Annotated in this window: 22 protein-coding genes; 15 read left to right on the top strand and 7 right to left on the bottom strand. The window is 67.2% G+C overall.

What is annotated here, in order from left to right; translation table 11 throughout:
- Positions 1 to 49 precede the first annotated feature (49 nt).
- A complete protein-coding gene (locus tag ACFWUP_RS00780) occupies positions 50 to 526 on the bottom strand; it encodes an HAD-IIIC family phosphatase (protein WP_379229554.1) in 477 nt (158 codons plus the stop codon).
- Positions 527 to 710: 184 nt separating this feature from the next.
- Between ACFWUP_RS00780 and ACFWUP_RS00785 the strand changes: the two genes are divergently transcribed.
- The gene (locus ACFWUP_RS00785) at positions 711 to 1,940 is read left to right on the top strand and encodes a PucR family transcriptional regulator (RefSeq protein WP_379229555.1); all 1,230 of its coding nucleotides are present in this window, start codon (positions 711 to 713) and stop codon (positions 1,938 to 1,940) included.
- Positions 1,941 to 2,002: 62 nt separating this feature from the next.
- On the opposite strand, the gene ACFWUP_RS00790 is transcribed toward ACFWUP_RS00785, so the two are convergent.
- The 3 genes from ACFWUP_RS00790 to ACFWUP_RS00800 form a co-directional block, all read right to left on the bottom strand.
- A complete protein-coding gene (locus ACFWUP_RS00790; protein WP_379229556.1) occupies positions 2,003 to 3,184 on the bottom strand; it encodes an esterase/lipase family protein in 1,182 nt (393 codons plus the stop codon).
- Positions 3,185 to 3,368: 184 nt separating this feature from the next.
- Positions 3,369 to 4,733, bottom strand: coding sequence for a lipase family protein (locus tag ACFWUP_RS00795; protein WP_379229557.1), 1,365 nt, complete (start codon positions 4,731 to 4,733; stop codon positions 3,369 to 3,371).
- 251 nt (positions 4,734 to 4,984) lie between these two features.
- On the bottom strand, positions 4,985 to 6,217 hold the full coding sequence (locus tag ACFWUP_RS00800) for a lipase family protein (protein ID WP_379229558.1): 1,233 nt from the start codon (positions 6,215 to 6,217) through the stop codon (positions 4,985 to 4,987).
- A 276-nt stretch (positions 6,218 to 6,493) separates the two neighbouring features.
- Here ACFWUP_RS00800 and ACFWUP_RS00805 point away from each other — a divergent pair, with 276 nt between their 5' ends.
- From ACFWUP_RS00805 to ACFWUP_RS00820, 4 genes are all read left to right on the top strand, one after another.
- Positions 6,494 to 6,745 carry a hypothetical protein gene (locus ACFWUP_RS00805; RefSeq protein ID WP_379229559.1) on the top strand — a complete coding sequence of 84 codons (252 nt, stop codon included), beginning with the start codon at positions 6,494 to 6,496 and terminating at the stop codon, positions 6,743 to 6,745.
- 81 nt (positions 6,746 to 6,826) lie between these two features.
- Positions 6,827 to 7,303, top strand: a complete 477-nt coding sequence (locus tag ACFWUP_RS00810; RefSeq protein WP_379229560.1) for a DUF2599 domain-containing protein — start codon at positions 6,827 to 6,829, stop codon at positions 7,301 to 7,303.
- Positions 7,304 to 7,315: 12 nt separating this feature from the next.
- Entirely contained in the window at positions 7,316 to 7,972 is a 657-nt protein-coding gene (locus ACFWUP_RS00815) for an NAD(P)H-binding protein (RefSeq protein WP_379229561.1), read from the top strand.
- A gap of 351 nt (positions 7,973 to 8,323) precedes the next feature.
- On the top strand, positions 8,324 to 8,575 hold the full coding sequence (locus ACFWUP_RS00820) for a hypothetical protein (RefSeq protein WP_379229562.1): 252 nt from the start codon (positions 8,324 to 8,326) through the stop codon (positions 8,573 to 8,575).
- Positions 8,576 to 8,619: 44 nt separating this feature from the next.
- Here the strand turns inward: ACFWUP_RS00820 and ACFWUP_RS00825 are convergent, their stop codons facing one another.
- Entirely contained in the window at positions 8,620 to 9,504 is an 885-nt protein-coding gene (locus tag ACFWUP_RS00825; protein WP_379229563.1) for a helix-turn-helix domain-containing protein, read from the bottom strand.
- Between the two features lie 18 nt (positions 9,505 to 9,522).
- Positions 9,523 to 9,756: a DUF397 domain-containing protein gene (locus tag ACFWUP_RS00830; RefSeq protein WP_379229564.1), complete on the bottom strand. Its 234-nt coding sequence runs from the start codon at positions 9,754 to 9,756 to the stop codon at positions 9,523 to 9,525.
- 351 nt (positions 9,757 to 10,107) lie between these two features.
- Here ACFWUP_RS00830 and ACFWUP_RS00835 point away from each other — a divergent pair, with 351 nt between their 5' ends.
- From ACFWUP_RS00835 to ACFWUP_RS00860, 6 genes are all read left to right on the top strand, one after another.
- Positions 10,108 to 10,293 carry a hypothetical protein gene (locus tag ACFWUP_RS00835; protein WP_379229565.1) on the top strand — a complete coding sequence of 62 codons (186 nt, stop codon included), beginning with the start codon at positions 10,108 to 10,110 and terminating at the stop codon, positions 10,291 to 10,293.
- An 87-nt stretch (positions 10,294 to 10,380) separates the two neighbouring features.
- Positions 10,381 to 10,815, top strand: a complete 435-nt coding sequence (locus ACFWUP_RS00840) for a CBS domain-containing protein (protein WP_379229566.1) — start codon at positions 10,381 to 10,383, stop codon at positions 10,813 to 10,815.
- Between the two features lie 54 nt (positions 10,816 to 10,869).
- Positions 10,870 to 12,165 (top strand): aminotransferase class V-fold PLP-dependent enzyme, encoded by a 1,296-nt coding sequence (locus ACFWUP_RS00845; protein ID WP_379229567.1) that lies wholly within the window; start codon positions 10,870 to 10,872, stop codon positions 12,163 to 12,165.
- 25 nt (positions 12,166 to 12,190) lie between these two features.
- Positions 12,191 to 13,438, top strand: a complete 1,248-nt coding sequence (locus tag ACFWUP_RS00850; protein ID WP_379229568.1) for a heavy-metal-associated domain-containing protein — start codon at positions 12,191 to 12,193, stop codon at positions 13,436 to 13,438.
- Complete coding sequence (locus ACFWUP_RS00855) at positions 13,435 to 14,838, top strand: decarboxylase (RefSeq protein ID WP_379229569.1); 1,404 nt, start codon at positions 13,435 to 13,437, stop codon at positions 14,836 to 14,838. Before ACFWUP_RS00850 ends, ACFWUP_RS00855 begins: the two co-directional genes overlap by 4 nt.
- Positions 14,838 to 16,151, top strand: coding sequence for a pyridoxal-phosphate dependent enzyme (locus ACFWUP_RS00860; protein WP_379229570.1), 1,314 nt, complete (start codon positions 14,838 to 14,840; stop codon positions 16,149 to 16,151). The genes ACFWUP_RS00855 and ACFWUP_RS00860 overlap by 1 nt, the downstream gene beginning before the upstream one ends.
- Here the strand turns inward: ACFWUP_RS00860 and ACFWUP_RS00865 are convergent.
- Positions 16,087 to 17,100: a condensation domain-containing protein gene (locus tag ACFWUP_RS00865; RefSeq protein WP_379229571.1), complete on the bottom strand. Its 1,014-nt coding sequence runs from the start codon at positions 17,098 to 17,100 to the stop codon at positions 16,087 to 16,089. The genes ACFWUP_RS00860 and ACFWUP_RS00865 overlap by 65 nt on opposite strands.
- A 270-nt stretch (positions 17,101 to 17,370) precedes the next feature.
- Between ACFWUP_RS00865 and ACFWUP_RS00870 the strand changes: the two genes are divergently transcribed.
- The 4 genes from ACFWUP_RS00870 (at position 17,371) to ligD (ending at position 21,992) form a co-directional block, all read left to right on the top strand.
- Complete coding sequence (locus tag ACFWUP_RS00870) at positions 17,371 to 17,757, top strand: cold shock domain-containing protein (protein ID WP_379229572.1); 387 nt, start codon at positions 17,371 to 17,373, stop codon at positions 17,755 to 17,757.
- 173 nt (positions 17,758 to 17,930) lie between these two features.
- Complete coding sequence (locus ACFWUP_RS00875) at positions 17,931 to 19,796, top strand: amino acid transporter (protein ID WP_379230907.1); 1,866 nt, start codon at positions 17,931 to 17,933, stop codon at positions 19,794 to 19,796.
- Positions 19,797 to 19,917: 121 nt separating this feature from the next.
- Entirely contained in the window at positions 19,918 to 20,997 is a 1,080-nt protein-coding gene (locus tag ACFWUP_RS00880) for an ATP-dependent DNA ligase (RefSeq protein ID WP_379229573.1), read from the top strand.
- The gene (gene ligD, locus ACFWUP_RS00885) at positions 20,994 to 21,992 is read left to right on the top strand and encodes a non-homologous end-joining DNA ligase (protein WP_379229574.1); all 999 of its coding nucleotides are present in this window, start codon (positions 20,994 to 20,996) and stop codon (positions 21,990 to 21,992) included. Before ACFWUP_RS00880 ends, ligD begins: the two co-directional genes overlap by 4 nt.
- Positions 21,993 to 21,994: the final 2 nt, after the last annotated feature.

A 21,994-nucleotide genomic window follows, 5' to 3' on the forward strand; every position in this document is an offset into this window, starting at 1 on the left:
CAGTGCGCATTCGCCTCGTCGGCGAGCCGGATCGGCGCGTTGGTACTGGTCAGAGGGCGGGGACGCGGGCGAAGCCGAGGGGTGGGGTGGGGGCTCGGCCGGAGGTGAGGTCGTGGCGGAAGTCCGGGAGTAGCGGGAGCATGTCGACATTGCGGGCGGCGTAGCACCGGACCATCGGCAGTGCGCGGGCGACCTCGGCCCGTTCGACCGGCTCGGCGTCGAGGAAGGCGAGGGCGTCCAGGCCGAGGCCGAGGGTGCCCGCGATGCGGACGAGCGAGGCGGACTTGCGGCCCCAGCCGACCTCGACGGCGGAGAACATCTCGTAGACGCCGTGGCGATAGAGGGTGCGCATGGTTCTGGCTCGGTCACCGCGTGCGGCGACGGCGTGCAGCACACCGCGCTCGCTCAGTGTGGTCAGCGTGCGCAGTGCGGGTGGGCGCAGCGTGGTGCCGGTCTCGTCGTGGACGACACCCTCCCACAGGGTCTCGTCCAGTTCCCAGACCAGACAACGGACGGGAGGTCGCATGGCGCTGAACTCTACAACCACTGATAGCGAAGAACCAGACTTGTGATCTGTCACTACCGGAGCCCGTGCCGGTGCGCGGCGTACCCAGAACCTGACAATCCATTCCGGTTTCCTTTGTAGTTCGTTAGGGTGAGGTTCGCTGGACAGCGGGGGGTACAGCCGAAAATTGGCGAAGGGAACACAGATGTCCGTCCATAATCCACCCCGACCGTCGTTGACCGTCTCGGGCAAACCGATGTCGTTGCCACTCAAAGACGTTCGCGCACTGTCTCGGCAGATGGTCGGCCATTTCGTCGCCAACGTCGCCCCCTGCGGCACGCTGCCGGGCGACGCCATCTCCGGCGACGTCACCACGATCACCCGGATCTGCCTGGAATTCGCGGTCGGCATGCTCGACGGGCGTGACGTCCCCAGCCAGCTGCAGCGCCTACAGGACGCGGCCAGTGCGTGGGCCCGTGAAGGCGTGCCGATCGACACGATCCACCACTCCATCGCCGAGGGCTTCAAAATGGGCCTGGACCTGGTGATCTCGAGCGCGTCGGGCAACGACTTCGACAGCCTCGTCGGCGGTGTGAAGGTCGTGATGGAACTGCTCGACACCATCACCGCCCAGATCTCGATGGCCTATGTGCGCGAGCTGCGCGGCGTTGTGAGCGAACACCACACCGCGGTCCACACCCTCACCTCCGCCCTGCTGGGTGGCCACAGCACCTCGACGATGGCCCGCGAATGCGGCATCACCATCGCCGAGACCTACGCGGTCTTCGCCCTGGCGATCCCGCAGCACCGCGAGGAAGCCAACCCGGCGCTGGATTCGAAGGTCGTCGCCCGCCGCAAGTTGCGCCGAGTGCAGGCCGAACTGGCCAAACGCTGCGGCGACTCGGCGCTGTCGCTGCTCAGCGTGGACGGCGGCACCGTGCTGATCCCCGCCGACGCCTTCGACAAGGAAGGGCTGGTCGCCCTGGTCGCGCAGCTGTCGCAGGCCGCGCAAGTCGGCATCACCGCCGCGATGGTCGAAACGTCCACCACCGGGGTGCCCGACGCCGCCGACCAGGCCCACGAACTCCTCGATATGGTGCAGCGACTCGAGGTCACCTCGGGTCTGTACCGGTTCGACGAGCTCGCCCTGGAATACCAGCTGACCCGCCCCGGCCCCGGCCGCGAATTCCTCGGCTCGCTGCTGGATCCGCTGGATCAGTACCCCGAGCTGCTCGAAACCCTGCAGCGCCACATCGCCAACAACCTCAACCGCCAGCGCACCGCGCGCGTGCTGCACGTGCACACCAACACCGTCGACTACCGGCTCAAGCGGATCGGCCAGCTCACCGGCTTCGATCCCACCCAGCCGTCGGGGCTGTGGTACCTGCGTTCGGCGCTCGTCGCGCGCAGCTACCGTTCGGTTCCCGCGGCCTGACCGCAGACACAAAGAAGGCGCTGTCCACACTGTGGACAGCGCCTTCTTTCGTGGTCAGCGGGTCAGAGTGAGCCGCCGCCACCGACGAGCCACGGGTTGAACGCGCAGGCCAACTGCGGGTTCTGCACCGGGTCGAGCGCCCGCAGAGCGATCGACAGCGCACGCGGCGAGTACATCATCGTCAGGTGATCGGAGATGTCCTGCTCGCAACCGTCCTGCAGGGTGATGTTGTTGACGGTCGCGCCGGGGCCTGCCTTCAGGAAGGTCAGGTCGTAAGGGTTGGTCACTTCGTCGTACCGGGTACCGACAACGGTGTAGTCGACGCCGGCGATGGTGTCACCGTTGGCGTTGAGGTTGTTGACGAAATCCGAGCCGATGGTCTGCTGGATGCCGGCGTGCCCGACGAAGATCTCGATCAGACCCAGGATGTCGATACCCAGGTTGTTGATCATGCGACCCAGAGCGCCGATGCCGTCGAGGCTGGTGCCGTGGTGGGTCGCGCCGTAGGTGACAAGGTTCTTGACCTTGGCAGCACCGCCTTCGAACTTGGTGTAATGGTTCGCCATCGACCCACCCTGCGAGTGGGCGATGATGTCGACCTCGTCGGCGCCGGTGGCCGCGAGAACACGGTCGACGAACGCCGCGGTCTGCTTGGCCGAGTCCTGGATGTAGCCGGTACCCATCACACCGGGCAGGAACGCACCGAGCCCGCCACCTTCGACCATGCTGGAACGGCCGTAGTTGAACGTGAAGGTGCAGTAGCCGGCGTCCTTGATCGGCTGACCCATGTAGGCGTAGCCGTTGTAGGCGTTCATCCAGGTGCCGTGCAACAACACGACCGGGCGGGGGTGCGCCTCGGTGGGCTTGCAGTTCCAGTCGTTGGTGCCGGGGGCACCCGCGTCCGGGTTGAGCAGGCCGTAACCGAACGCGGCGAGGAACGAGGTCGCCGCGGGCCCGTAGCCACCGGGGTCGGAGGAGTAGCCGCCCGAGGAACCCGAGCTGGAACCCGAACCGCCGTAGCAGTCGCCGGACCCGTTACCGGATCCGGCACCACTGCCGGAGTCGCACGCCGAACCGGTCCCGGCGACCTGGCGGCCTTCGGAGATGATGGCGGCGAGATCCTGCTCGGTCGGCGCCGCGGTGGGAGCCGCGCTCGCCCCCGGCCCGGTGAGCACCATGGAGAGAGCGCCGACTCCGGCGACTACCGCCGTGTGCAGCGTGCGCCTGCGACTGGGAGAATTCATGTGTTGACTTGTCTTCCTGTGCGATTCGAATATTCGTCGCCCTTTCCTGCCGGGAGAACGAATGGCTTGTCGAAACCGCCCAAAACATAAGCCGAGGAATTCATTACGAGACGATTGTCACGCCCGGTCTGGGCAGGTCACCACACCTGTTCGAAAACTGCCATGACAGCGCACAGGAAAATGTTCAGCATTCTCCGCGCGCGGGGATTCCGAGCAACCGCTCGTCGAGCCACAGCATCGCCTCCGGGTAACCGGTCGCCGCGCCGATGAGGTGTTCGCCAAGTACGCCCCGATACACCGCGGTCGCACCGAGTTCGCACTGCTCGGCGTACAGATTGCGCGCGCCTTCAGCGGGAATCCACCACTCCTGGTCACCGTTGTAGATATAGAGCGGAGTGGCCGAGCGCATGCCCTGCATCCGGGTGGCCTCGTAGATGTCGGTGGCCAGTTCCGAACGCAGCGGGTCGGCGATATTGGCGCCCACATCGATGGGCAGATGCAGAATCCCCGGAATCGCGAAGATGCTCAGACACGTATCTTTCATCACCGAGGTCGTGACCCAACGCCCGAGATTGTTCATCGCGGCGAGGATTTCGGGCCGTTCCCGGCCGATCGCGAAGGTCGCGGCCATAAAAACTCCGGAGGCCAGGTTGGCATTCATGGTCCGAGAGAGCATTTCGAAATCGGCGGGGACACCGCCGAGTGCCGCGCCGACGATCACCTCGGCCAGTTCGGGTGCATAGGAATCGATCAGCTTGGCCGCGCCGTTGGTGGCGATGGCGCCGCCGGAATAGCCGGTCATCGCGAAGCGGCTCGCGCCGTAGGTGACCGGGTCGAGGCCGCGCACCGCCCGGATCGCGTCGAGGATCCCGTGCCCGGCGACATACGGTTCGGCATAGGCCATCCACGGGCCCTGGTGGTCGGGCACCAACACCGCGTACCCGCGCAACACCGCCAGCTGGGTGGTCGGTGGGATGAACTCGGTGGCGCTGGATTGCGACGAAAGCCCGTGTGCCAGTGAGTAACCCGGCGTGCACTTGCGACCGAGCGCGTCGATGGGCAGGTTGTTCACCAGCACGGGACGATCACCGGGGCCGGTCCAGTCGGTGGCGGGCACGATGAGGGTCGCGGTGGAGTAGGACGGTCTGCCCTGCGAATCGTCGGTGCGGAATTTCAGCAGGGTCGCCGAGCGGATGGGCACCAGGGTGAGCCAGGCCGCGGTCGCGGTGATGTCACGGGTTTCGATCAGGTCACCGGGCGACAGTCCCTCGAGGCCTGCGGGCCACTCGTCGAAGATCGGATCGCCGACTGCCGACGGGAGCACCGCCGCGTGCAGTGCCGCGAGTTCCGCGGCCGGATCGGTGGCGTTCGGCTGGATCGGCGACGGAATCACCTGGTCGATCCAGCGCTGCAGATCGGGCAGGAAGCCGGGAGTCCCCAGCTGTGGGACCGGAAATTCCTGGGTCGGCGGCGGATCGGCGGCGGCGGTGCCTGCCGCGAACGGGAACAGCAACAGGATCGAACAGACGAGTACTCGAACAGATCTCATGGCACACACATCCTCGGGTGGCAACGGATTCGTCGATGACGTGCCACTATGCGGTGCTCCGACCCCCGCCGAAACTCCCCCACCGCGCCGTCGTCAGATCCTTCACGCTACGGGCAGCGGTGAAAGAACTTCGGCGTTGTGCTCGAGTCGTGTGCGCAATGCTGCTGTATCGCAACAAGAATCGCCTGTGCCGACATGATTCGACCCGGATCCGCCTCGGGGGGTGCGGATCCGGGTCGAACGAACCGAACTCAGCAGGTGCTGGGTGCCGGTTCCCCCTGCAGCCGGGCTTCGAGCCAACTCAGCGCGGAAGGCAGTCCGAGCACAGCTGCGGTCAGGTGGTCCGGGGTCGGTGTCTGCTGGCTGACGACCTTCGCGCCCGCAGCACACCACCGATCCATGGTGGAGTCGATCGCCTCGACCGGGATGAGTCCGTCGATCGGCGAATGCCATTCGAAGACAGGCATTGTCGGCGCACCGGGATACAGCTCGAGGCTGTTCTCCTCCACCACCGCGCGCGCTTCGGGATCCTCCACCAGCGAGGTCGTGGCCGCGAAGTCGAGGATGCCGCGGCCCGCGCCGGCGCCGAGAATGTCGTTGGTGCAGGCGTCGCGGATCGAAGCACGGGCGGCGAGGCCGCTGGCGTTCATCTGCTCGCTGATCGGAAACCGTTGCGGATATTCACGTTCCAGGCCGATCCCCGCGGCCAGCGCGAGTCCGAAGACCGGATGCGATCCGAAGCCGAGGCCCTCCAGCATCGAGACCAGGTTCATCGGCACCCCACCCATGGCCGCACCCGCGATCTCCAATTCGGGCGCGTACTCGGGCTGCAGTGCCGCCGCCCACGCCGTCGCCATGCCGCCACCGGAGTACCCGGCCATCGCGACCCGGCTGCCCGCCACGCGCAACTGCTCCACCTGGCGCACCGCGCGAATGCCGTCGAGGGTCACCTGACCGCCCAATTTGGCTGCGCCATAGGCGAAATTGGGCCCGAGGTGGTCGGGCACGGCCATCGTCCATCCGCGTTTGAGCGCGTAGTTCCAGGCCACCGCCTCGCGCACCATCAGGTCCGGGTCGTCGGTGTAGAGAACCTTCGACACCGAGCAGCGCGTGCCGAGACCGTTGATGATGTGCTGATAGGACAGCACGGGGGCGTCGGGGCGATGGTTGTTCGGCTGCAGCACCGTGGTCGTCGCGGCGATCGGCTCGCCCGCGGAATTGGTGGAGCGGAACTGGATCAGGGTGATCGTGGTGTCGGGGAACATCGCCAGTGGGGGCATCGCCCGCACGCCGAGGACATCGCCGGGCTTGCTCTCGGCGATATCGGCCGGCTGGCTGTAGAAGGGGTCGGAATCGGCAGTCGGGTACAGCGGTGTTGCGTGTCCCGCCCCGGCGGAACCGACGGCGAGAACCGCCGCTGCCGCCAGGCAGGCCAATAGTGTTCGTCGCGGCCGAGTATGTCGTGCCGCGGCAACCCAGATCATGCGGCTGTCCCTCCCGTGTCGCTGCTGTCGTGAGCGATCATCGCCGGTACCGTGGCTCCTCGTCGACGGGTCACACCGAACATCGGCGGAGCTCACAACCTCGCCCATCCGAAGTTGTGACCGGGAGCAGGGAGCTCCGATATGCGGACGCACCGCCACGGCGACAGTCCGATTGTGAGATCTCCAAGCGAAATCGGAACGTGTTCCGCTCGATGGTGCAAGACCTACCGTCGAGTAGGAAGGCGCTCACCAGTGCCGGGGCGAAAGGAGCACGCCATGATTCCCACCGACGAGAACATCGCCGCCACCCTCCACCGCATCGACCCGAACGAGATACCGACCCGGCGGATCACGGTCTACTTCGACGGCCCGACGCCCGAGGACGCACTGGTCCTGGAATACGCGGCGACTCAAGCCGAGGCATGGGAATTCACCTCGGCGGCCGTGCATTCCGGCCTGCTGGTGACCGTCGACGGACAGGTCGGCCCCGGCCTGCGCCGACTGCCGTGTCGATCCCTGTGGCACTGACGGTCGCGGCGCCGCACCGCCGAGCACACTAGGCTGGCGAGGCGGGCGCACGCGGACCCGCGGTGACAGAGAGGGCGAACGTTGGCACGGTGGCAATTCGGGCTCGCGCTCGCCGCGGCGGCCGTCCTCACCGGTTGCGGCTCAGACGACACCGCGGATCCCACCACCGCTCCTCCTACGACGACAACGACCACCACGCGCGTGCCCGCCACCATCGCACCCCGGACAACCCCGGTCGATCCGTACGCGGGTCTACCGCTCATCGATCACGTGACGTGGACCGAGAACGTCGACGGCCCCCGCCTACTCGTCTTCCCCACCCAGGCCGGGCGAAAAACCGCCGCACCCGGCACCGACGAGCTGGCCTGGCAGGAGGTCCGCGCCCTCGACGCCGACGCCGACGCGCCGGGCATGCGTGACCAGTTCCTTTGCCACTGGGTGTGGGCCAGGATGGTGGCACCCGACAAACCGAGCTGGAATCTCGAACCGTGGCGCCCCGACGTCGGCTATCAGGCCACGGTGTCGGCGAACTGCAATCCCGGCGGCCCCGAACGCTGATAGGAGCACCCCATGCGCATCGTCATCGCTGGTGGACACGGCAAGATCGCGCTACTGCTTGCCCAGCTGCTGACCCGGCGCGGCGACCAGGTCCACGCGCTCATCCGCGAACCGGGTCAGGCCGCCGATATCGCCGCGACCGGCGGCGTCCCGGTCATCTACGACATGGAGCGCGACACCCCCGCCGACCTCGCGGCCGCGGTCGCCTGGTCGGACGCGGTGGTGTTCGCCGCGGGCGCCGGGCCTGGCAGCGGTGCCGCGCGCAAGTACACCGTCGATCTCAACGGTTCTGTGCAGCTGGCCGACGCCGCCGAGCACACCGGCGTCGCGCGGTTCGTGCAGATCTCGACCATGGGCGCGGGCAGCCCGCCCGCACCGGGGACCGACGAGGTGTGGGCCGCCTATATCGACGCCAAGACCCGCGCCGAAGAGGATCTGCGGTCACGCGATCTGGACTGGACGATCCTGCGACCGGGCCTGCTCACCGACACCGAAGGCAACGGTCTGATCACGCTCGGACCGCCGCCGATTCCGCGCGCCTCGGTGCCGCGCGCCGACGTCGCCGCGACGCTCGCGTCGATCTTGGTCGCGGACAACACTTTTCGGCGCACCCTCGAGCTGGTTTCCGGAACGCAGCCGATCGCGTCCGCCGTCGCCGACATTCGATAACCAGAAATTAACTGTTCCAGGCAATTTCGCTTGTAGGGTACGATTTTCGCCGGCCCGCACCCCGGCGTCGCCATCCGGTGAACACCGCGAGCCGCCGGTCACGCCACTTTTCGAGCACCGCCCGCGACCGAGGCTGTGACATGAACCCGAATTCGCCGCTCAGAAGCCGGGAAATGCACCGCATCGAGACGGAATCGATCGTGCAGATGTGCTTGCATCCGAAAGTGACTCCGTCCTAAACTCAGGGCCGCAACACAATTCAGGGGATAGTAAGGGGAGGCCGCGAGCGGCGCACCCGAGGTGACGATTGCCTCGAGTTTGCCACTGCCTGAGCAGCACAGGGGCTTTGACATGAACAACACCACGGGGCGTTTCAGCCTCGCTGATCACGCGGTGACGACCCACGGCACCGCACGATGGTCGAGGGAAAGCGCGGTCGCCTTCGTCATCGATGCCGTGGAATCCACCGGCGCGGCGACTCGCAACGATTTCGATATCGACCGGATCGTGAGCACCGCCCACGAACTGGCCGACGATTGGGATCTGCAGATGCTGACCCCCGATACCTTCTGGCGCATCGCCGCCGGCTGTATCCGCTACTGAGTTACTGGTCAGTCTCCGGTAACGGGTCAGTCTCCGGTAACGGGTCAGTCCCTCTCGGCGTATTCGAGCAGGACTTCCCGCGAACGGTCCGGCAGCAGTGCCTGCACGCTGAGTTGATCCATTACCGACAGGTACAGCGCCAGATCCTGGCGCCGCTCGAGATAGAGCGCGCTGGTGAGCTGCTCGAGGTAGACGATGTCGGGCAGTTCCGGCTCCCCGAAACGCAGGATGCTGAACGAACTACCCGCCGCGGCATGCCCACCGGCCGCGTACGGCAGCACCTGCACCGTCACATTCGGCAGCTCCGAGAGCTCGACCAGGTAGCGCAGCTGCGCCCGGTGTACCTCGCGCCCACCGATCGGCCGATGCAGGACGGCCTCGTCGATCACCGCCCACACCACCGGCGGGTCGGTGCGGCGCAGGACGTCCTGGCGCTTCTGCCGAACCTGGACACGACGGTCCGTTTCGGCGTCGTCGACGCCGAGAGTGACGATGGCCCTGGTGTATTCCGGCGTCTGCAGCAGGCCTGGCACCAGCTGGGCCTCGTAGGTGCGGATCTGGCTGGCCGCCTGCTCGAGCCCGAGGTAGGTGCTGAACCACGACGGCAGCAGATCGCTGTAGCGATGCCACCAGCCGGGTTCGCTTGCCTGCCTGGCCAATTCGAAGAACGCGGTCCGCTCGACGGGATCGTGCACGCCGTAGAGCGTGAGCAGGTCCCGGATGTCGCGTTCCTTGAACCCGGTGCGGCCCAACTCCAGCCGGCTGATCTTCGCGTGCGAGCCGCGGATCGCGTCGCCCGCCGCCTCGCGGGTGATGCCCTTACCCTCGCGTAGCTTGCGCAACTGACCACCGAGTGCGATGCGCAACACGGTGGGGCCACGGTCGACAACAGGTTGTACGCGACCGATCTCGTCGGGTTCAGCCGTCATGGACCCAGATGCTACCGATTACCCGGTCAGGTAGTCGAACTCTCCGGCCTTCGCGCCGCGGATGAACGCGTCGATCTCGGGCCGGGTGTAGAAGATCACCGAACCGTGCGGGTCGCGCGAGTTGCGCACGGCGACCGAACCGTCGGCGGCTTCGGCGACCTCGACGCAGTTTCCGCTCGGATTGCTGTAGGTGCTCTTGCGCCACGCGCCGGGTCCCGGGCGTTCGCGCTGATCATGCTGCATTCCCGACATTCCGCACTCCTCGTTCTCGAATGTGCCCAACGGTACGAAAATTGCAGATGCACGCACAAACGTTCTTGCATCTGCTTTGCGCGATGGGGACACTAACACGCGAAACGCCACCGCGCACCGGTCGGTACTTACCCGATGTCATGACCGGGGGCACGCTTCGGCAGACTCGTCCAGCCCCCTGAATTCCTCAGCGCCACAACCCATCGCGGCCCGACACGGCGTCGACGAACGTGCAGATGTGCTTGCATTTGAAAACGAACCGCCCGTAGACTCAGGCCGCAAGATCATCGGGAGGCACGTCGGCTCTCCCAGCCGGCCGAACCTCCCGTCGCCGGATGGGAGGGGACTTCGATGAGCAGTCCGTTTCAGCGACACCTCGCCGTCGCGGGCGTACCCACCGCGTGTAGCGACGAGCCGAACGGGCTCACCTACCGTCAGGCGCGCGAGATGCTGCGCCAGCACGACATCCACGGCCCGCAGTGTCGCCAGTGGTTGGCCGCAGCGGCGTATCTGTCCGCGGGGCTGGACGACGAATAGTCCGGTCGTGACGTCGATGTGCTGGTCAGGCCGGTGCTGACCGGTCATACTCGGCAGCAACGACCGATCCGGACAGGTGGTGCGCGGATGCGTATATCGGAGATCTTGCGTCATAAGGGCACGACGGTGACCACGGTGCCACCACAGACCACGGTGCGCGACCTCCTGTCCGCGCTGGCCGCGCACAATATCGGCGCGGTGGTGGTGTCTCCCGACGGTGGGCAGATCGCGGGCATCGTGTCCGAACGCGATGTGGTGCGTCATCTGCACGCCCACGGTGCCGAGCTGCTGGATCGGCCGGTCAGCGACATCATGACCGCCAGGGTGCGCACCTGTGGGCCCGACGACGATGTGTCGTCGTTGCGCGATGTGATGACCGAGCACCGGATCCGGCACATGCCGGTGGTGGAGTCCGAGCGGCTGATCGGCATCGTCAGTATCGGTGATGTGGTGAAGAGCGAGATCACCGAGCTGGCCGCCGAGCGCGAGCACCTGGTCGAGTATCTGCAGGGCAACTACTGAGCGCAACCGACGAAATGTGTTGCGCCTGAGAATTCTTCGCGAGCCGTACCGCTGGTGCGTATCGTTGAACAGGTGCACCCCGCCCGGCCCGAGCTCGCCGCAGCCTCGGTGATGCGGCACGCGCCCACCCCGGTGCCCGCGTCGATTCGCGCGCGGTTTCCCGCCCTCGCCGATCCGTCGGTGGTCTATCTCGACAGTGCGGCGACGACACAGAAGCCCGATACCGTCATCGCGGCCGTCACCGACTACCACCGCAGCCAGACCGCCAATGCCGGTCGGGGCGCCTACGGGTGGGCCACGTCGCTGTCGGCGCAGATCGCCGGTGTCCGTACCCGCGCGGCCGGTTTCGTCGGCGCTCAGAGTTCCGATGAGATCGTGTTCACCGGTGGCGCGACCACCGCGCTCGGCGCGATCGCGCACAGTTGGGGGCTGGCCGCGCTCGACGACGGCGACGAGATCCTCTACAACCCCGATGATCACGCCGCCAATGTGCTGCCGTGGCACCACCTGCGCGACACCATGGCCCGGTTCGGCCGTCGGATCGTGTTGCGCCCCTATCGAAGCACCGCGACCGGCGAGGCCGATGTCGAGGACATTCTCGCGCAGATCGGGCCGCGTACCCGCCTCATTACCACCAGCCACCTGCATCACGTGTACGGCGGGCTCACCACGCTCGAAGAATTGCACGGGCGGATCGATCCCGAGATCCTGCTGTGCTTCGACTGCTCGCAGAGCGGTGGGCACCTACCGGTCGACGTGACCGACTTGCGCGCCGATTTCGCGGTCTTCGCCGGGCACAAGATGTTCGGCGCGCCCGGCACGGGGCTGCTGTACTGCCACCGCCGGGTACACGACAGGCTGCGCCCGTTCCTGCCGGGCGGGCACTCGGGGGTCAGGATCAGCGAAGCCGGTCTCGTCGGCACCGGGATGCCCGAACTCCTCGAGGGCGGCACTTACAACATTCCCGGAATACTGTCCCTCGCACCGGCTTTCGATCTCCTCGACGAACTCGACAGGTTCGCTGTCGCCGCGCACAACCGGGTGCTCACGCTGCGCCTCATCGACGGTCTGCGAGAGATTCCCGGGATCGATTTCCTGCCAGGGCCCGCGCATGCCCCGTGCGCCGTCGGCTACGGGATCGTCTCGTTCACTCTCGACGGGATAAGCGCGGCCGATCTCGGGTTCGTGCTGGCCGATGGCGGATTCATGGTGCGGACCGGTGCGCACTGTGTGCCGTCGGCCGATGCCGGGAGCAGTTCGGTGCGGGTGAGTACGCAGCTCTACAACACCCTCGACGAGATCGACCGATTCCTCGCCTGTGTGTCCGGCATTGCCGGGCACGGGCGCTGACCTGCCCCGACGCCGAGGAGGAACGATGGGTACCCCCACCGTGCAGCACCACGATCGCCGCGCCGCGTCCCGGATACTGGCCCGACTGGCCGCGCCCGGGCTCTTCGCCGCCACCGACCCGCCACCTCCGGTCCGTATCTCTTTCCATGCCACCGCATTACGGCCGGAACCGGGTGCCACCTCGACGCAGTCACAGCGGATGTACCTGGAACGGTTCATGCGACCGTGCCGGCCCGACCAGGTGACCAGCGCGACCCACCGCCTCACCTGGACCGACAGCGCGGGCATCCCCAACACCGGGTACTTCCATACCGCCGGCGCGGGCCCTGAGCTCGCGGTGATCGCACGGGAAACCGTTCTCGCACTGTGGCATTCCCTTGCCGCCTCCGGTCTATCGGAGCGGGCCGAAGCCCTGCCCGCCCACGATCACGCTGTCCTTGCCGCGACCACCACCGATCACGATCCGCACGAGATCTTCCGGGTCGGGATCGAGGCCACCGGACGCGCGCTGGTCCAGCACGGACTGATCGCCGCCGACACTCCCTATCGCGGGGTCGTCGAATTCGCCAGGGGCATCCATGATTCCGGCATCTTCACCGCCGTGGCCACCCGCTGGTTCTGGGAGTTACAGGCCTCGACGTTCCGGCGCGGGATGATTCCGGTGCGCTTGGCCGCCCAGCCCGACGGGTCCGTGCGCTACACCGCCGATTCTCTTGCCGTCCTGCGCGCGATGAAGGACGCCACCATCGCCGACGCGCGTGCGGTGATGCTGCGCGCGAGGACCGAGGAAGGCCTCGACACCGCGGCGGCCGTCGCGAAATACCACGATGACCTGGACCTGATCTCACGGCAGTACGCGCTGCTCCCCGCCGATGTCCACCCCACCTGTCTCGCCGCGACGCAGCACGATGTCGACGGTGCGGGCGTCCACGTACTCGCCACGGTCGCCGAACGGTTCGTCGAGACGTTCGCGGTGCTGGCGAACTCGGTGACAGTGGTCGAGGATCTGAGCGAGGCGCAGCCCGGCACCGAGCACGACGACGGTGTGTTCTATGTGCCCGATATGAGTTGTCGGCACTGTGTCCGCACGATCACCGCACTGCTCGAGTCGATGGAGATCCCGGTCGTCGAGGTCGACCTGGAATCCAAGCGGGTGATCGCTCGGATCCGGAGCCCGCGCAACCGGTTCCGTGTGTTCGAGGCCTTGCGTGACGGTGGCTACAACCCGGTCGACGACGTGCCCGCGCAGGTGCCGGGCGCGTCGGTGGGATGATTCCGCCCGCCGTTCCCGCCGCGCTGCATCCGCTCGTCGCCGCGTTCCTCGCCGACCGTGAGGGTGTGGATGCGGCGCTGCGTCGCTACGGCTCGCCCCTGCACCTGGTGTTCCCGCAGGTCTTCGCCGCCAACCTCGCGGCACTGCGTGCCGTGCTGGACGAACGGGGTCTGCGGCATCGAATCTGCTATGCGCACAAGGTGAATCGGTCCGCGGCGTTCGTCCGTGCCGCCGCGCACGCGGGGATTTCCGTGGATGTGGCGTCTGTGCGGGAGTTGCGTTCCGCGTCGGCCGCAGGGTTCCCGGCCGATCGGATCGAGATGACCGGGCCCAAAGGGGGCGCGGTTTTGCGGGCCGTCGTGGCGGCGGGGGTGACGGTGAACGTGGACAATCTCTGGGAACTGTCGACGCTGGCCGAACTCGCGTGCTCGGAAGTTCCCGTACTGCTGCGGGTTTCCGGCTTTCCCGGTAGCTCGCCGAGCCGGTTCGGCATCGATCTGACAGAGATCCCGGCGGCGCTCGATCTGCTCGTTCGACACCGAGATCGGTTGCGGCTGCTCGGTTTCGCCTTTCACCTCGACACCGCGGCGACGACCGAACGGGTGCAGGCCGTCGGTGACTGTCTCGAACTGATCGAACACGCCTACGCACGCGGTCTCGCGCCGACCGTGCTCGATATCGGCGGCGGCCTGCGCCAGGTCTTCACCGCCGACGCCGCGGGGTACGACGACTACGACCGTGTGCTGCGGGCGGGTCTGCTCGGGCGCGGGCCCGCGATGCACTGGGGCCACAACACTTTCGGCTATCACGTCGCGGAGGGAATGGTGCACGGCGGACCGGTGTTCCACAAGTACGCCAACACCGAACCCGCCACCACGATCCTCGCCGAACTACTCGCCGCGCCGCTTCCCGGGCACGGCGGACGGGCTCTGGCGGCGGTGCTCACCGACAACCTGCTCGACCTGTGGCTCGAACCGGGTAAGGCGTTGGTCGACCACGCAGGCATCACCGTCGCGCAGGTCGAATTCGTCAAACGCGCTGGTAACGGCACGACGCTGGTGCATCTGGATCTCAGCCGCGATACCGTCACCGCCGCCGACCAGGAGGTGCTCATCGATCCGATCGTGCTGACGACAGAAGGCGAAACCCGTCCTGTCGGCGTGTTTTTCGCGGGCCGGCTCTGCCTGGAGCGCGACCTGATCACCCAGCGTCAGGTGCGGCTCGAGCGGTTGCCCTCCCCCGGCGATCCGGTGGTCTTCGCCAATACCGCCGCCTACCACATGGATCTGTCGGCCGCGCAGGCCGGCATGCACCCGATACCGCCGAAAGTCGCTGTGCTGCACCACGATGGGCGGTTCGCGGTCTGTCCCGACGCCGACTATCGCCCCGGTGACCGGTGATGGTCTACCACCACATCACCGAGCTGATCGGCAATACTCCCCTGCTGCGCCTCGATCCCGCCGTTCACGGAATGGCCGATGTCGATCTGTACGCAAAACTGGAGTCGCACAACCCTTTCGGTTCGGTCAAAGACCGCGTCGCCTGGGCGATGATCCGCGACGACCTGGACCGGATCGGCACGGACGGCCAGTCGTTCATCGAGGCATCGAGCGGCAACACCGCCAAAGCACTGCGGGTCCTCGGCGCGCTGCACGGCATTCCGCTGCGCGCGGTCACCAATCGGATCAGGGTGGGCGAGGTGCGCCAACTGCTGCAACTGCTCGGCACCGAGATCGTGGAACTTCCCGGCCTGTCCGAATGCCCGGATCCGCATGCCGCCGACGATGTTTCGGCCGTCATCGAACACACCGTCGGTCAAGCACCGGACCGCTGGTATCACCCCTCGCAGTACACGAACGAGCGCAATATCGCGGCCCACCACGACGGCACCGGCACCGAGATCGCCACCGACCTCGCGAAGGCGGGCATCGACCACCTCGACTATCTGATCGGCGGGCTCGGCACCACCGGTTCCACGCGCGGCACCGCGACCGCCCTCCTGGCCCACCATCCGGAGCTGCGCACCGTCGGGGTGGTGTCGGACCGGTTCGACTTCATCCCCGGCATCCGCTCCGAACGCGAGATGTGGGACGTCGGCCTGTTCCGGCCGGACTTCTACGACGAGATCGTCACCGTCGACTCCGGCGCTGCCATCGAGGCGACCCTCGACCTGGTCCGCGGCTACGGGGTGCTCGCCGGACCGACCAGTGGCGCGGGCTATTTCGCCGCGTTACGCACCCTGGCCGCCGCCCCGCGACCCGAAGACAGACCCCTGGTTGCCGTGCTGATCGTGTGCGACCGGATCGAACCGTATCTGTCCTATTTCGCCAAGCGCAGACCGGACCTGTTCGGCAAGCCGACCGCGCCGCCACCGCCGAGCCCCGACGACACCGCGCCCATCCTGACACCGACGCAACTGGCCGAACTCGACCGCACCGGCCGACCCACCGTCGTCGACACCCGTGGCGCGATGGCCTACCGCGTCGGACACGTCCCCGGCGCGCTGAACATCCGCGACGACCAGCTCGACGACATGCTCACCCAGGGCGTGCCGTTCCCGCGGTCGCGGCCGGTCGTGTTCGTCTGCCCGGTGGGTGAGACCTCGCTGCGTTTCGCCGCACTCGCGCACCGCGCCGGTTACGACGCGTTCAGTCTCGCGGGCGGCATCGTCGCGTGGCGCGACGCGGGTTATGCCATGGAACGCGGCGGCTGATCAGACGAGCACCCTGGTGGCGCGGCGGACGGTGTTCAGCGACGTGGCGCCGGTGATCGCGACCCGAAATCGCCGTGGCGACAGTGACATCGGCGCTGCGCGCGAAAGCGCCGACGGTGAGGGCGAATGCGGCCTGCAAGACCATGAACAGGCTCGCCCGCCCGTCCTGCGCCAACCGCAGCAGCCCGGCGTGCGTCGCGGCGTCGAACGAAACCGGCAGCAGCGCACCGGCAACCGGGTCGATCGGCGTCGACGGCTGTGCGCGCACGGGCAGATCGAGCAGGGCGGGGCGACCGGCCAGCGCGTTGGCCCAGTACCGCAGCTGATGGGTGGCGCGGCTCCACTCGTCGGTGAACTCACCGAGCTGCTCGTGCTTCCACAGGGTGTAGTCGACGTAGCTGATCGACAGCGGCGCCCAGCCCGGGGCGGTACCCGCACAGCAGGCCAGATAGGCGGTGACGAGATCGCCGATCAGCGGGCCCATCGAGCGGCCGTCGACCGAAATGTGGTGCACGACAAGGGCGAGCACCACATCGTCGGGGCCGAGCACGAACAGCCGTGCCCGCATCGGCAGGTCGCGGGTGAGGTCGAACGGTTGCTCCGCCGATGCGGCGACCGCGGGCGCGAGTTCGGCTTCGGTGATGCGGCATTCGACCACGTCGAGTACGACGTCGTCGGGGTCGACCACCTGTTGCGCGGGGCCGCGCGCGGTCGCCGGATAGCGCGTGCGCAGCGGATCATGGCGCGCGGCAAGCAGTTTCAGTGCCGCACGCAAGGCGGCGACGTCGACGGACGCGCCGCGCAGGCGGATGGCTCGCGCGACATTCCAGTCCGCCGAGCGCCCGCGCGTCGCCGCGTGCCACATCCGTTCCTGGGCGGGCGCGAGCGGCACACGGTCCGGGTGCGGTCGTGGCGCGAGAACCGGTGGTGCGGCGGGCCGCGAACACACTGGGATACCTCCGGTGCGCGCCGACAGCACACCACGCCCTGCGTTCGATCCCCCCGAGTTCGTCCCCACACCGGGGTTCACCACACGTCCACAACCTCCACACCGTTTCGACAGGTGAGGAACGCTAACTACTCGATATGAACGCGCAGTTACCGTATCGCGACCGTGCTCGGTCGGCTCGACCGCATCGCGAATCCCCGAAATTCCACTTTCCGGGCGAAAACGCCCAAAAGCCGCGTTAGAGTGGCGACGGGAAGCGGAGCGAGGAGTGTGTTGGTGTCCATCGGGAAATTGGTGTCGTTCGACGGTTCACGGGGTTTCGGATTCATCCGGCCCGACGACGGCGGGCCCGATGTGTTCGTGCACGTCAACGACATCGGCCTCGACGAGGACGAACTGCGGCAGGGCCGTCTGTTCGAATTCGATGTGACCGAAGGCGATCGGGGTCCCAAGGCGATCAACCTGACCGGTGTCGGCCAGACTGCCGCCGCCCCGAAGGCACGCAAGTCCGGCGACCGGCTGGGCCCCGACGAACTGCGTCAGCAGATCACCGAGTTGCTACTGGAGGCCTCCCCCGCGCTCACCGCGGCCGAGATCATCACCATCCGCGACCGGTTCACCACCTTCGCCGACGAACACGGCTGGCTCGACAGCTGAGCTCGCGCCTGCCGGGCGAATTGCCCGTCAGCGCATAAACTCCGGCCTGATCCGGGCGCGGTTCGCGTTCGGAGAACCGATCAGGCTGAGGAGCCCCGGTGACGCGATCCGGTTTCACCCGCTGGCTGCTAGACGGCACCGAGGAACCGGGCCACGCGCAACTGCCCGGTCCGATGCGCACGGTCGAGCACGTCGAACCGCATCAGCGATCCTGGTGGCGGGTGATGTGTTTGACCGGTGTCGACTATTTCTCCACGCTCGGCTACCAACCCGGCATCGCCGCTGTCGCCGCGGGCGTCCTGTCCCCGCTGGCCACGCTGGTCCTGGTGCTGTTGACGCTGCTCGGCGCGCTGCCGGTGTATCGCAGGGTGGCGCGGGAGAGCCCCAATGGTGGTGGCTCGCTGGCGATGTTCGCCGATATCCTGCCGCGCTGGACGGGCAAGCTGTTCATTCTGGTGCTGCTCGGGTTCGCCGCGACGGACTTCGTCATCACGATGACACTGTCGGCCGCCGACGGTGCCGCCCACATCGTGGAGAACCCGTTCACGCCGGCGAGCTGGCACGACGAGCGGCTGATCATCACGTTGGTGTTGCTCGCGCTGCTCGCCGCGGTGTTCCTGAAAGGTTTCGCCGAGGCGATCGGTATCTCGGTGTTCCTGGTGGCCGTCTATCTCATGCTCAACGCCATCGTCGGCGTGGTCGGGCTGTGGCACGTGTTCACCGCGCCCGGACTGGTCGTCGACTGGACGCACGCGATGACGACCGAGCACGGCAATATCTGGCTGATGGTCGGGGTCGCGCTGCTGGTGTTTCCGAAGCTGGCGCTGGGGCTGTCCGGTTTCGAGACCGGGGTGGCGGTGATGCCGCTGATCAAAGGCGCACCGGGCGATACCCCGGTGAATCCGCGCGGCCGGATCGTCGGTGCCCGCAAGCTGCTCACCACCGCCGCACTGATCATGAGCGTGTTCCTGCTCGTGTCCAGCTTCATCACCGTGGTGCTGATTCCCGAGCAGGAATTCCAGTCCGGCGGCTCGGCCAACGGACGCGCACTGGCCTACCTCGCCCACGAATACCTCGGCAACGGGTTCGGCACCGTCTACGACGTCGCCACCATCGCGATCCTCTGGTTCGCCGGTGCGTCGGCGCTGGCCGGGCTGCTGAATCTGGTGCCGCGCTACCTGCCGCGCTACGGCATGGCCCCGGAGTGGGCGCGCGCGGTGCGCCCGCTGGTGCTGGTGTTCGCGGTGATCGCGTTCGGGATCACCTGGTACTTCGACGCCGATGTCGACGCGCAGGGCGCCGCCTACGCGACCGGTGTGCTGGTGCTGATCACCTCGGCCGCCGTCGCGGTGACACTGTCGGCGCATCGCGCTCGCGAGCGCGCGAAGACGATCGGGTTCGGGCTGGTCACGATCGTGTTCACCTACACCACGGTGCTCAATGTCATCGAACGGCCCGAGGGCGTGCACCTGGCGTCGTTGTTCATCCTGGCCGTGATCGTGGTGTCGCTGGCTTCGCGGGTGCATCGCGCGTTCGAGTTGCGGGCGATCGAGGTGAGTTTCAGTGCCGAGGCGGGCGCGTTGATCGATGGGGCGGCCGCGACGGGCGTCATCCGGATCGTCACCCACGATGTCGACGAGCGCAGGCCCGAGGAGTACGACGAGAAGGAACGCGTGCAGCGCTGGGAGAGCCACATCCCGGTCACCGATTCGATCCTGTTCCTCGAGGTGATCGTCGCGGATGCCTCCGAATTCAGCACCGATCTGCGGGTGAGCGCGGTCGAGGTGGGCCGCCACCACATTCTCAGCGTCGAGGCCACCGCCGTGCCCAACTCGGTCGCGGCCATCCTGTTCGCGATCCGCGACCGGACCGGGCTGGAACCGCACGTGTATTTCGAATGGACCGAAGGCAATCCGATCGTCAACCTGCTGCGATTCCTGTTCGTCGGCGAAGGTGAAGTAGCACCGGTGACCAGGGAGATCATCCGCCGCGCCGAACCCGATCCGGGGCGCCGCCCGCACGTGCACGTGGACAGCTAGTCGCGACACAGTCGATGTCCGCGCACCTGTCGGTGGCTCGTCCTACGATCGCCTCACACACCGATGAATCGGGCGTGCTCGCATCGTCGATACGGGTGAACACACCCGCGAGGAGGATCGGATGGATCTACCGGTGATGCCGCCAGTGCGCCCCATGCTGGCCAAGTCGACGCCGTCGATGCCGCGCGAACCCGGGCTCAGCTACGAGCCCAAGTGGGACGGCTTCCGGTGCATCGTGTTCCGCGACGGCGACGAGATCGAACTCGGCTCCCGCAACGATCGCCCGCTCACCCGCTATTTCCCCGAGTTGGCCGAGCTGCTCAAAGCCGCGCTGCCGCATCGCTGTGTGGTGGACGGGGAGATCGTGGTCGTCACCGACGACGGGCTCGATTTCGACACCTTGCAGCAGCGGTTGCATCCGGCCGCTTCCCGGGTGAACAAGCTCGCGGTGGAGACGCCCGCCAGTTTCGTCGCCTTCGATCTGCTCGCGCTCGGCGATCGCGACCTCACCGCCGAGCCGTTCGCGCAGCGGCGCCGCGAGCTCGAGTCGTTGCTCGAGGCCGCGCCCGGCCGAATCCATCTCACGCCGATCACCGCTGATCCCGACGTGGCGCAGGACTGGTTCACCCGGTTCGAGGGCGCGGGTTTCGACGGTGTGATGGCCAAGTCCGACGATCTGGCCTATCTGCAGGACAAGCGCGTGATGCTCAAGATCAAACACGAACGCACCGCCGACTGTGTGGTCGCCGGATACCGGATGCACAAGGACGGCGAGGGCGTCGGATCGCTGCTGCTCGGCCTGTTCGACGACGAGGGCAACCTCCATCACGTCGGCGTGGCATCGAGTTTCACCGCGGCGCGACGCCGCGAACTGCTGGGTGAGCTGGCGCCCTTGCGCGAGAACGCCCTCGACGATCATCCATGGCGCACCTGGGCCGACGCCGCCGCGCAGGCGAACGCCGACGGCAAGATGCCCGGCGGGCAGAGTCGCTGGAGCGGCGGCAAGGACCTGTCGTGGGAACCGTTACGGCCCGAACTGGTCGCGGAGGTGCGCTACGAGCACGTGCAGTCCGGGCGTTTCCGTCACGGTGGGCGACTGGCCCGGTTCCGGGCCGACCGCACCCCGGATTCGTGTACCTACGCCCAACTCGACGAAGTGGCACCCGCCGAACTCGACGCGATCTTCGGAGCGGGCCGATGAGCGCGGCGGTGGAACTCGACATCGACGGCCGCGCGCTGACGATCAGCAATCCCGACAAGGTCTACTTCACCAAACGCGGTGAGACCAAGCTCGACCTGGTCAATTACTACCGCGCCGTCGCCGAACCGCTGCTCGGCGTGATCGGTGGCCGTCCGCTGCTACTGGAACGCTATCCCGATGGGGCATCGGGGAAATCGTGGTTCCAGAAGCGGGTGCCGAAGTCGGCGCCGGACTGGTTGCAGACCGTCGAGGTGTCCACGCCCAACGGCACCACCAGCGACGCGCTGGTGGCTCACGATCTCGCGCACATCCTGTGGGCGGTGAACCAGGGCTGCCTCGGTTTTCACGTGTGGCCCAACCACGTGCCCGATCTGCGGATCGCCGACGAACTGCGGATCGATCTCGATCCCTCGCCCGGTATCTCGTTCGACGATCTGCGGCACGCGGCGGTGCGCACGCGCGAACTGCTCGCCGAATTCGGCATCGACTCGTCGGTCAAGACCTCGGGTTCGCGTGGCCTGCACATCTATTCGGCGTTGGAGCCTCGCTGGGACGGCTACGAGGTGCGGGCGGCCGCGGTGGCGCTGGCCAGGGAGCTGGAACGCCGGTACCCCGAGGAGATCACCGCGCAGTGGTGGAAAGAGGAGCGCGGTTCGCGGGTGTTCATCGACTACAACCAGAACGCACCGCACAAGACCGTGTTCGGCGCGTGGTCAGTGCGACCGAAGGTCGGCGGTCAGGTGTCGACGCCGATCACCTGGGCCGAACTCGACACCGTGGTCCCCGACGAACTCACCCTCGCCACTGTGCCCGCACGGCTCGCGGAATCGGGTGATCCGTGGGCGAACCGGGCACCGCAGTCGATCCGGCCGCTGCTCGAAATGTCGGAACGCGATATGGCGGCGGGACTCATGGACGCACCGTGGCCGCCGCAGTACCCGAAGATGCCGAACGAGCCGCCGCGCGTGCAACCGAGCCGTGCGAAAAAGGACTGACC

It is taken from the genome of Nocardia sp. NPDC058658, from assembly GCF_042716665.1.
Lineage (GTDB): Bacteria > Actinomycetota > Actinomycetes > Mycobacteriales > Mycobacteriaceae > Nocardia.

Excerpts from the sequence above, each read along its gene's own strand:
- ACFWUP_RS00780 (WP_379229554.1), bottom strand. The coding sequence starts at position 526 with ATGCGACCTCCCGTCCGTTGTCTGGTCTGGGAACTGGACGAGACCCTG.
- ACFWUP_RS00785 (WP_379229555.1), top strand. The coding sequence starts at position 711 with ATGTCCGTCCATAATCCACCCCGACCGTCGTTGACCGTCTCGGGCAAA.
- ACFWUP_RS00790 (WP_379229556.1), bottom strand. The coding sequence starts at position 3,184 with ATGAATTCTCCCAGTCGCAGGCGCACGCTGCACACGGCGGTAGTCGCC.
- ACFWUP_RS00795 (WP_379229557.1), bottom strand. The coding sequence starts at position 4,733 with ATGAGATCTGTTCGAGTACTCGTCTGTTCGATCCTGTTGCTGTTCCCG.
- ACFWUP_RS00800 (WP_379229558.1), bottom strand. The coding sequence starts at position 6,217 with ATGATCTGGGTTGCCGCGGCACGACATACTCGGCCGCGACGAACACTA.
- ACFWUP_RS00805 (WP_379229559.1), top strand. The coding sequence starts at position 6,494 with ATGATTCCCACCGACGAGAACATCGCCGCCACCCTCCACCGCATCGAC.
- ACFWUP_RS00815 (WP_379229561.1), top strand. The coding sequence starts at position 7,316 with ATGCGCATCGTCATCGCTGGTGGACACGGCAAGATCGCGCTACTGCTT.
- ACFWUP_RS00820 (WP_379229562.1), top strand. The coding sequence starts at position 8,324 with ATGAACAACACCACGGGGCGTTTCAGCCTCGCTGATCACGCGGTGACG.
- ACFWUP_RS00825 (WP_379229563.1), bottom strand. The coding sequence starts at position 9,504 with ATGACGGCTGAACCCGACGAGATCGGTCGCGTACAACCTGTTGTCGAC.
- ACFWUP_RS00830 (WP_379229564.1), bottom strand. The coding sequence starts at position 9,756 with ATGTCGGGAATGCAGCATGATCAGCGCGAACGCCCGGGACCCGGCGCG.
- ACFWUP_RS00835 (WP_379229565.1), top strand. The coding sequence starts at position 10,108 with ATGAGCAGTCCGTTTCAGCGACACCTCGCCGTCGCGGGCGTACCCACC.
- ACFWUP_RS00840 (WP_379229566.1), top strand. The coding sequence starts at position 10,381 with ATGCGTATATCGGAGATCTTGCGTCATAAGGGCACGACGGTGACCACG.
- ACFWUP_RS00850 (WP_379229568.1), top strand. The coding sequence starts at position 12,191 with ATGGGTACCCCCACCGTGCAGCACCACGATCGCCGCGCCGCGTCCCGG.
- ACFWUP_RS00855 (WP_379229569.1), top strand. The coding sequence starts at position 13,435 with ATGATTCCGCCCGCCGTTCCCGCCGCGCTGCATCCGCTCGTCGCCGCG.
- ACFWUP_RS00860 (WP_379229570.1), top strand. The coding sequence starts at position 14,838 with ATGGTCTACCACCACATCACCGAGCTGATCGGCAATACTCCCCTGCTG.
- ACFWUP_RS00875 (WP_379230907.1), top strand. The coding sequence starts at position 17,931 with ATGCGCACGGTCGAGCACGTCGAACCGCATCAGCGATCCTGGTGGCGG.
- ACFWUP_RS00880 (WP_379229573.1), top strand. The coding sequence starts at position 19,918 with ATGGATCTACCGGTGATGCCGCCAGTGCGCCCCATGCTGGCCAAGTCG.
- ligD (WP_379229574.1), top strand. The coding sequence starts at position 20,994 with ATGAGCGCGGCGGTGGAACTCGACATCGACGGCCGCGCGCTGACGATC.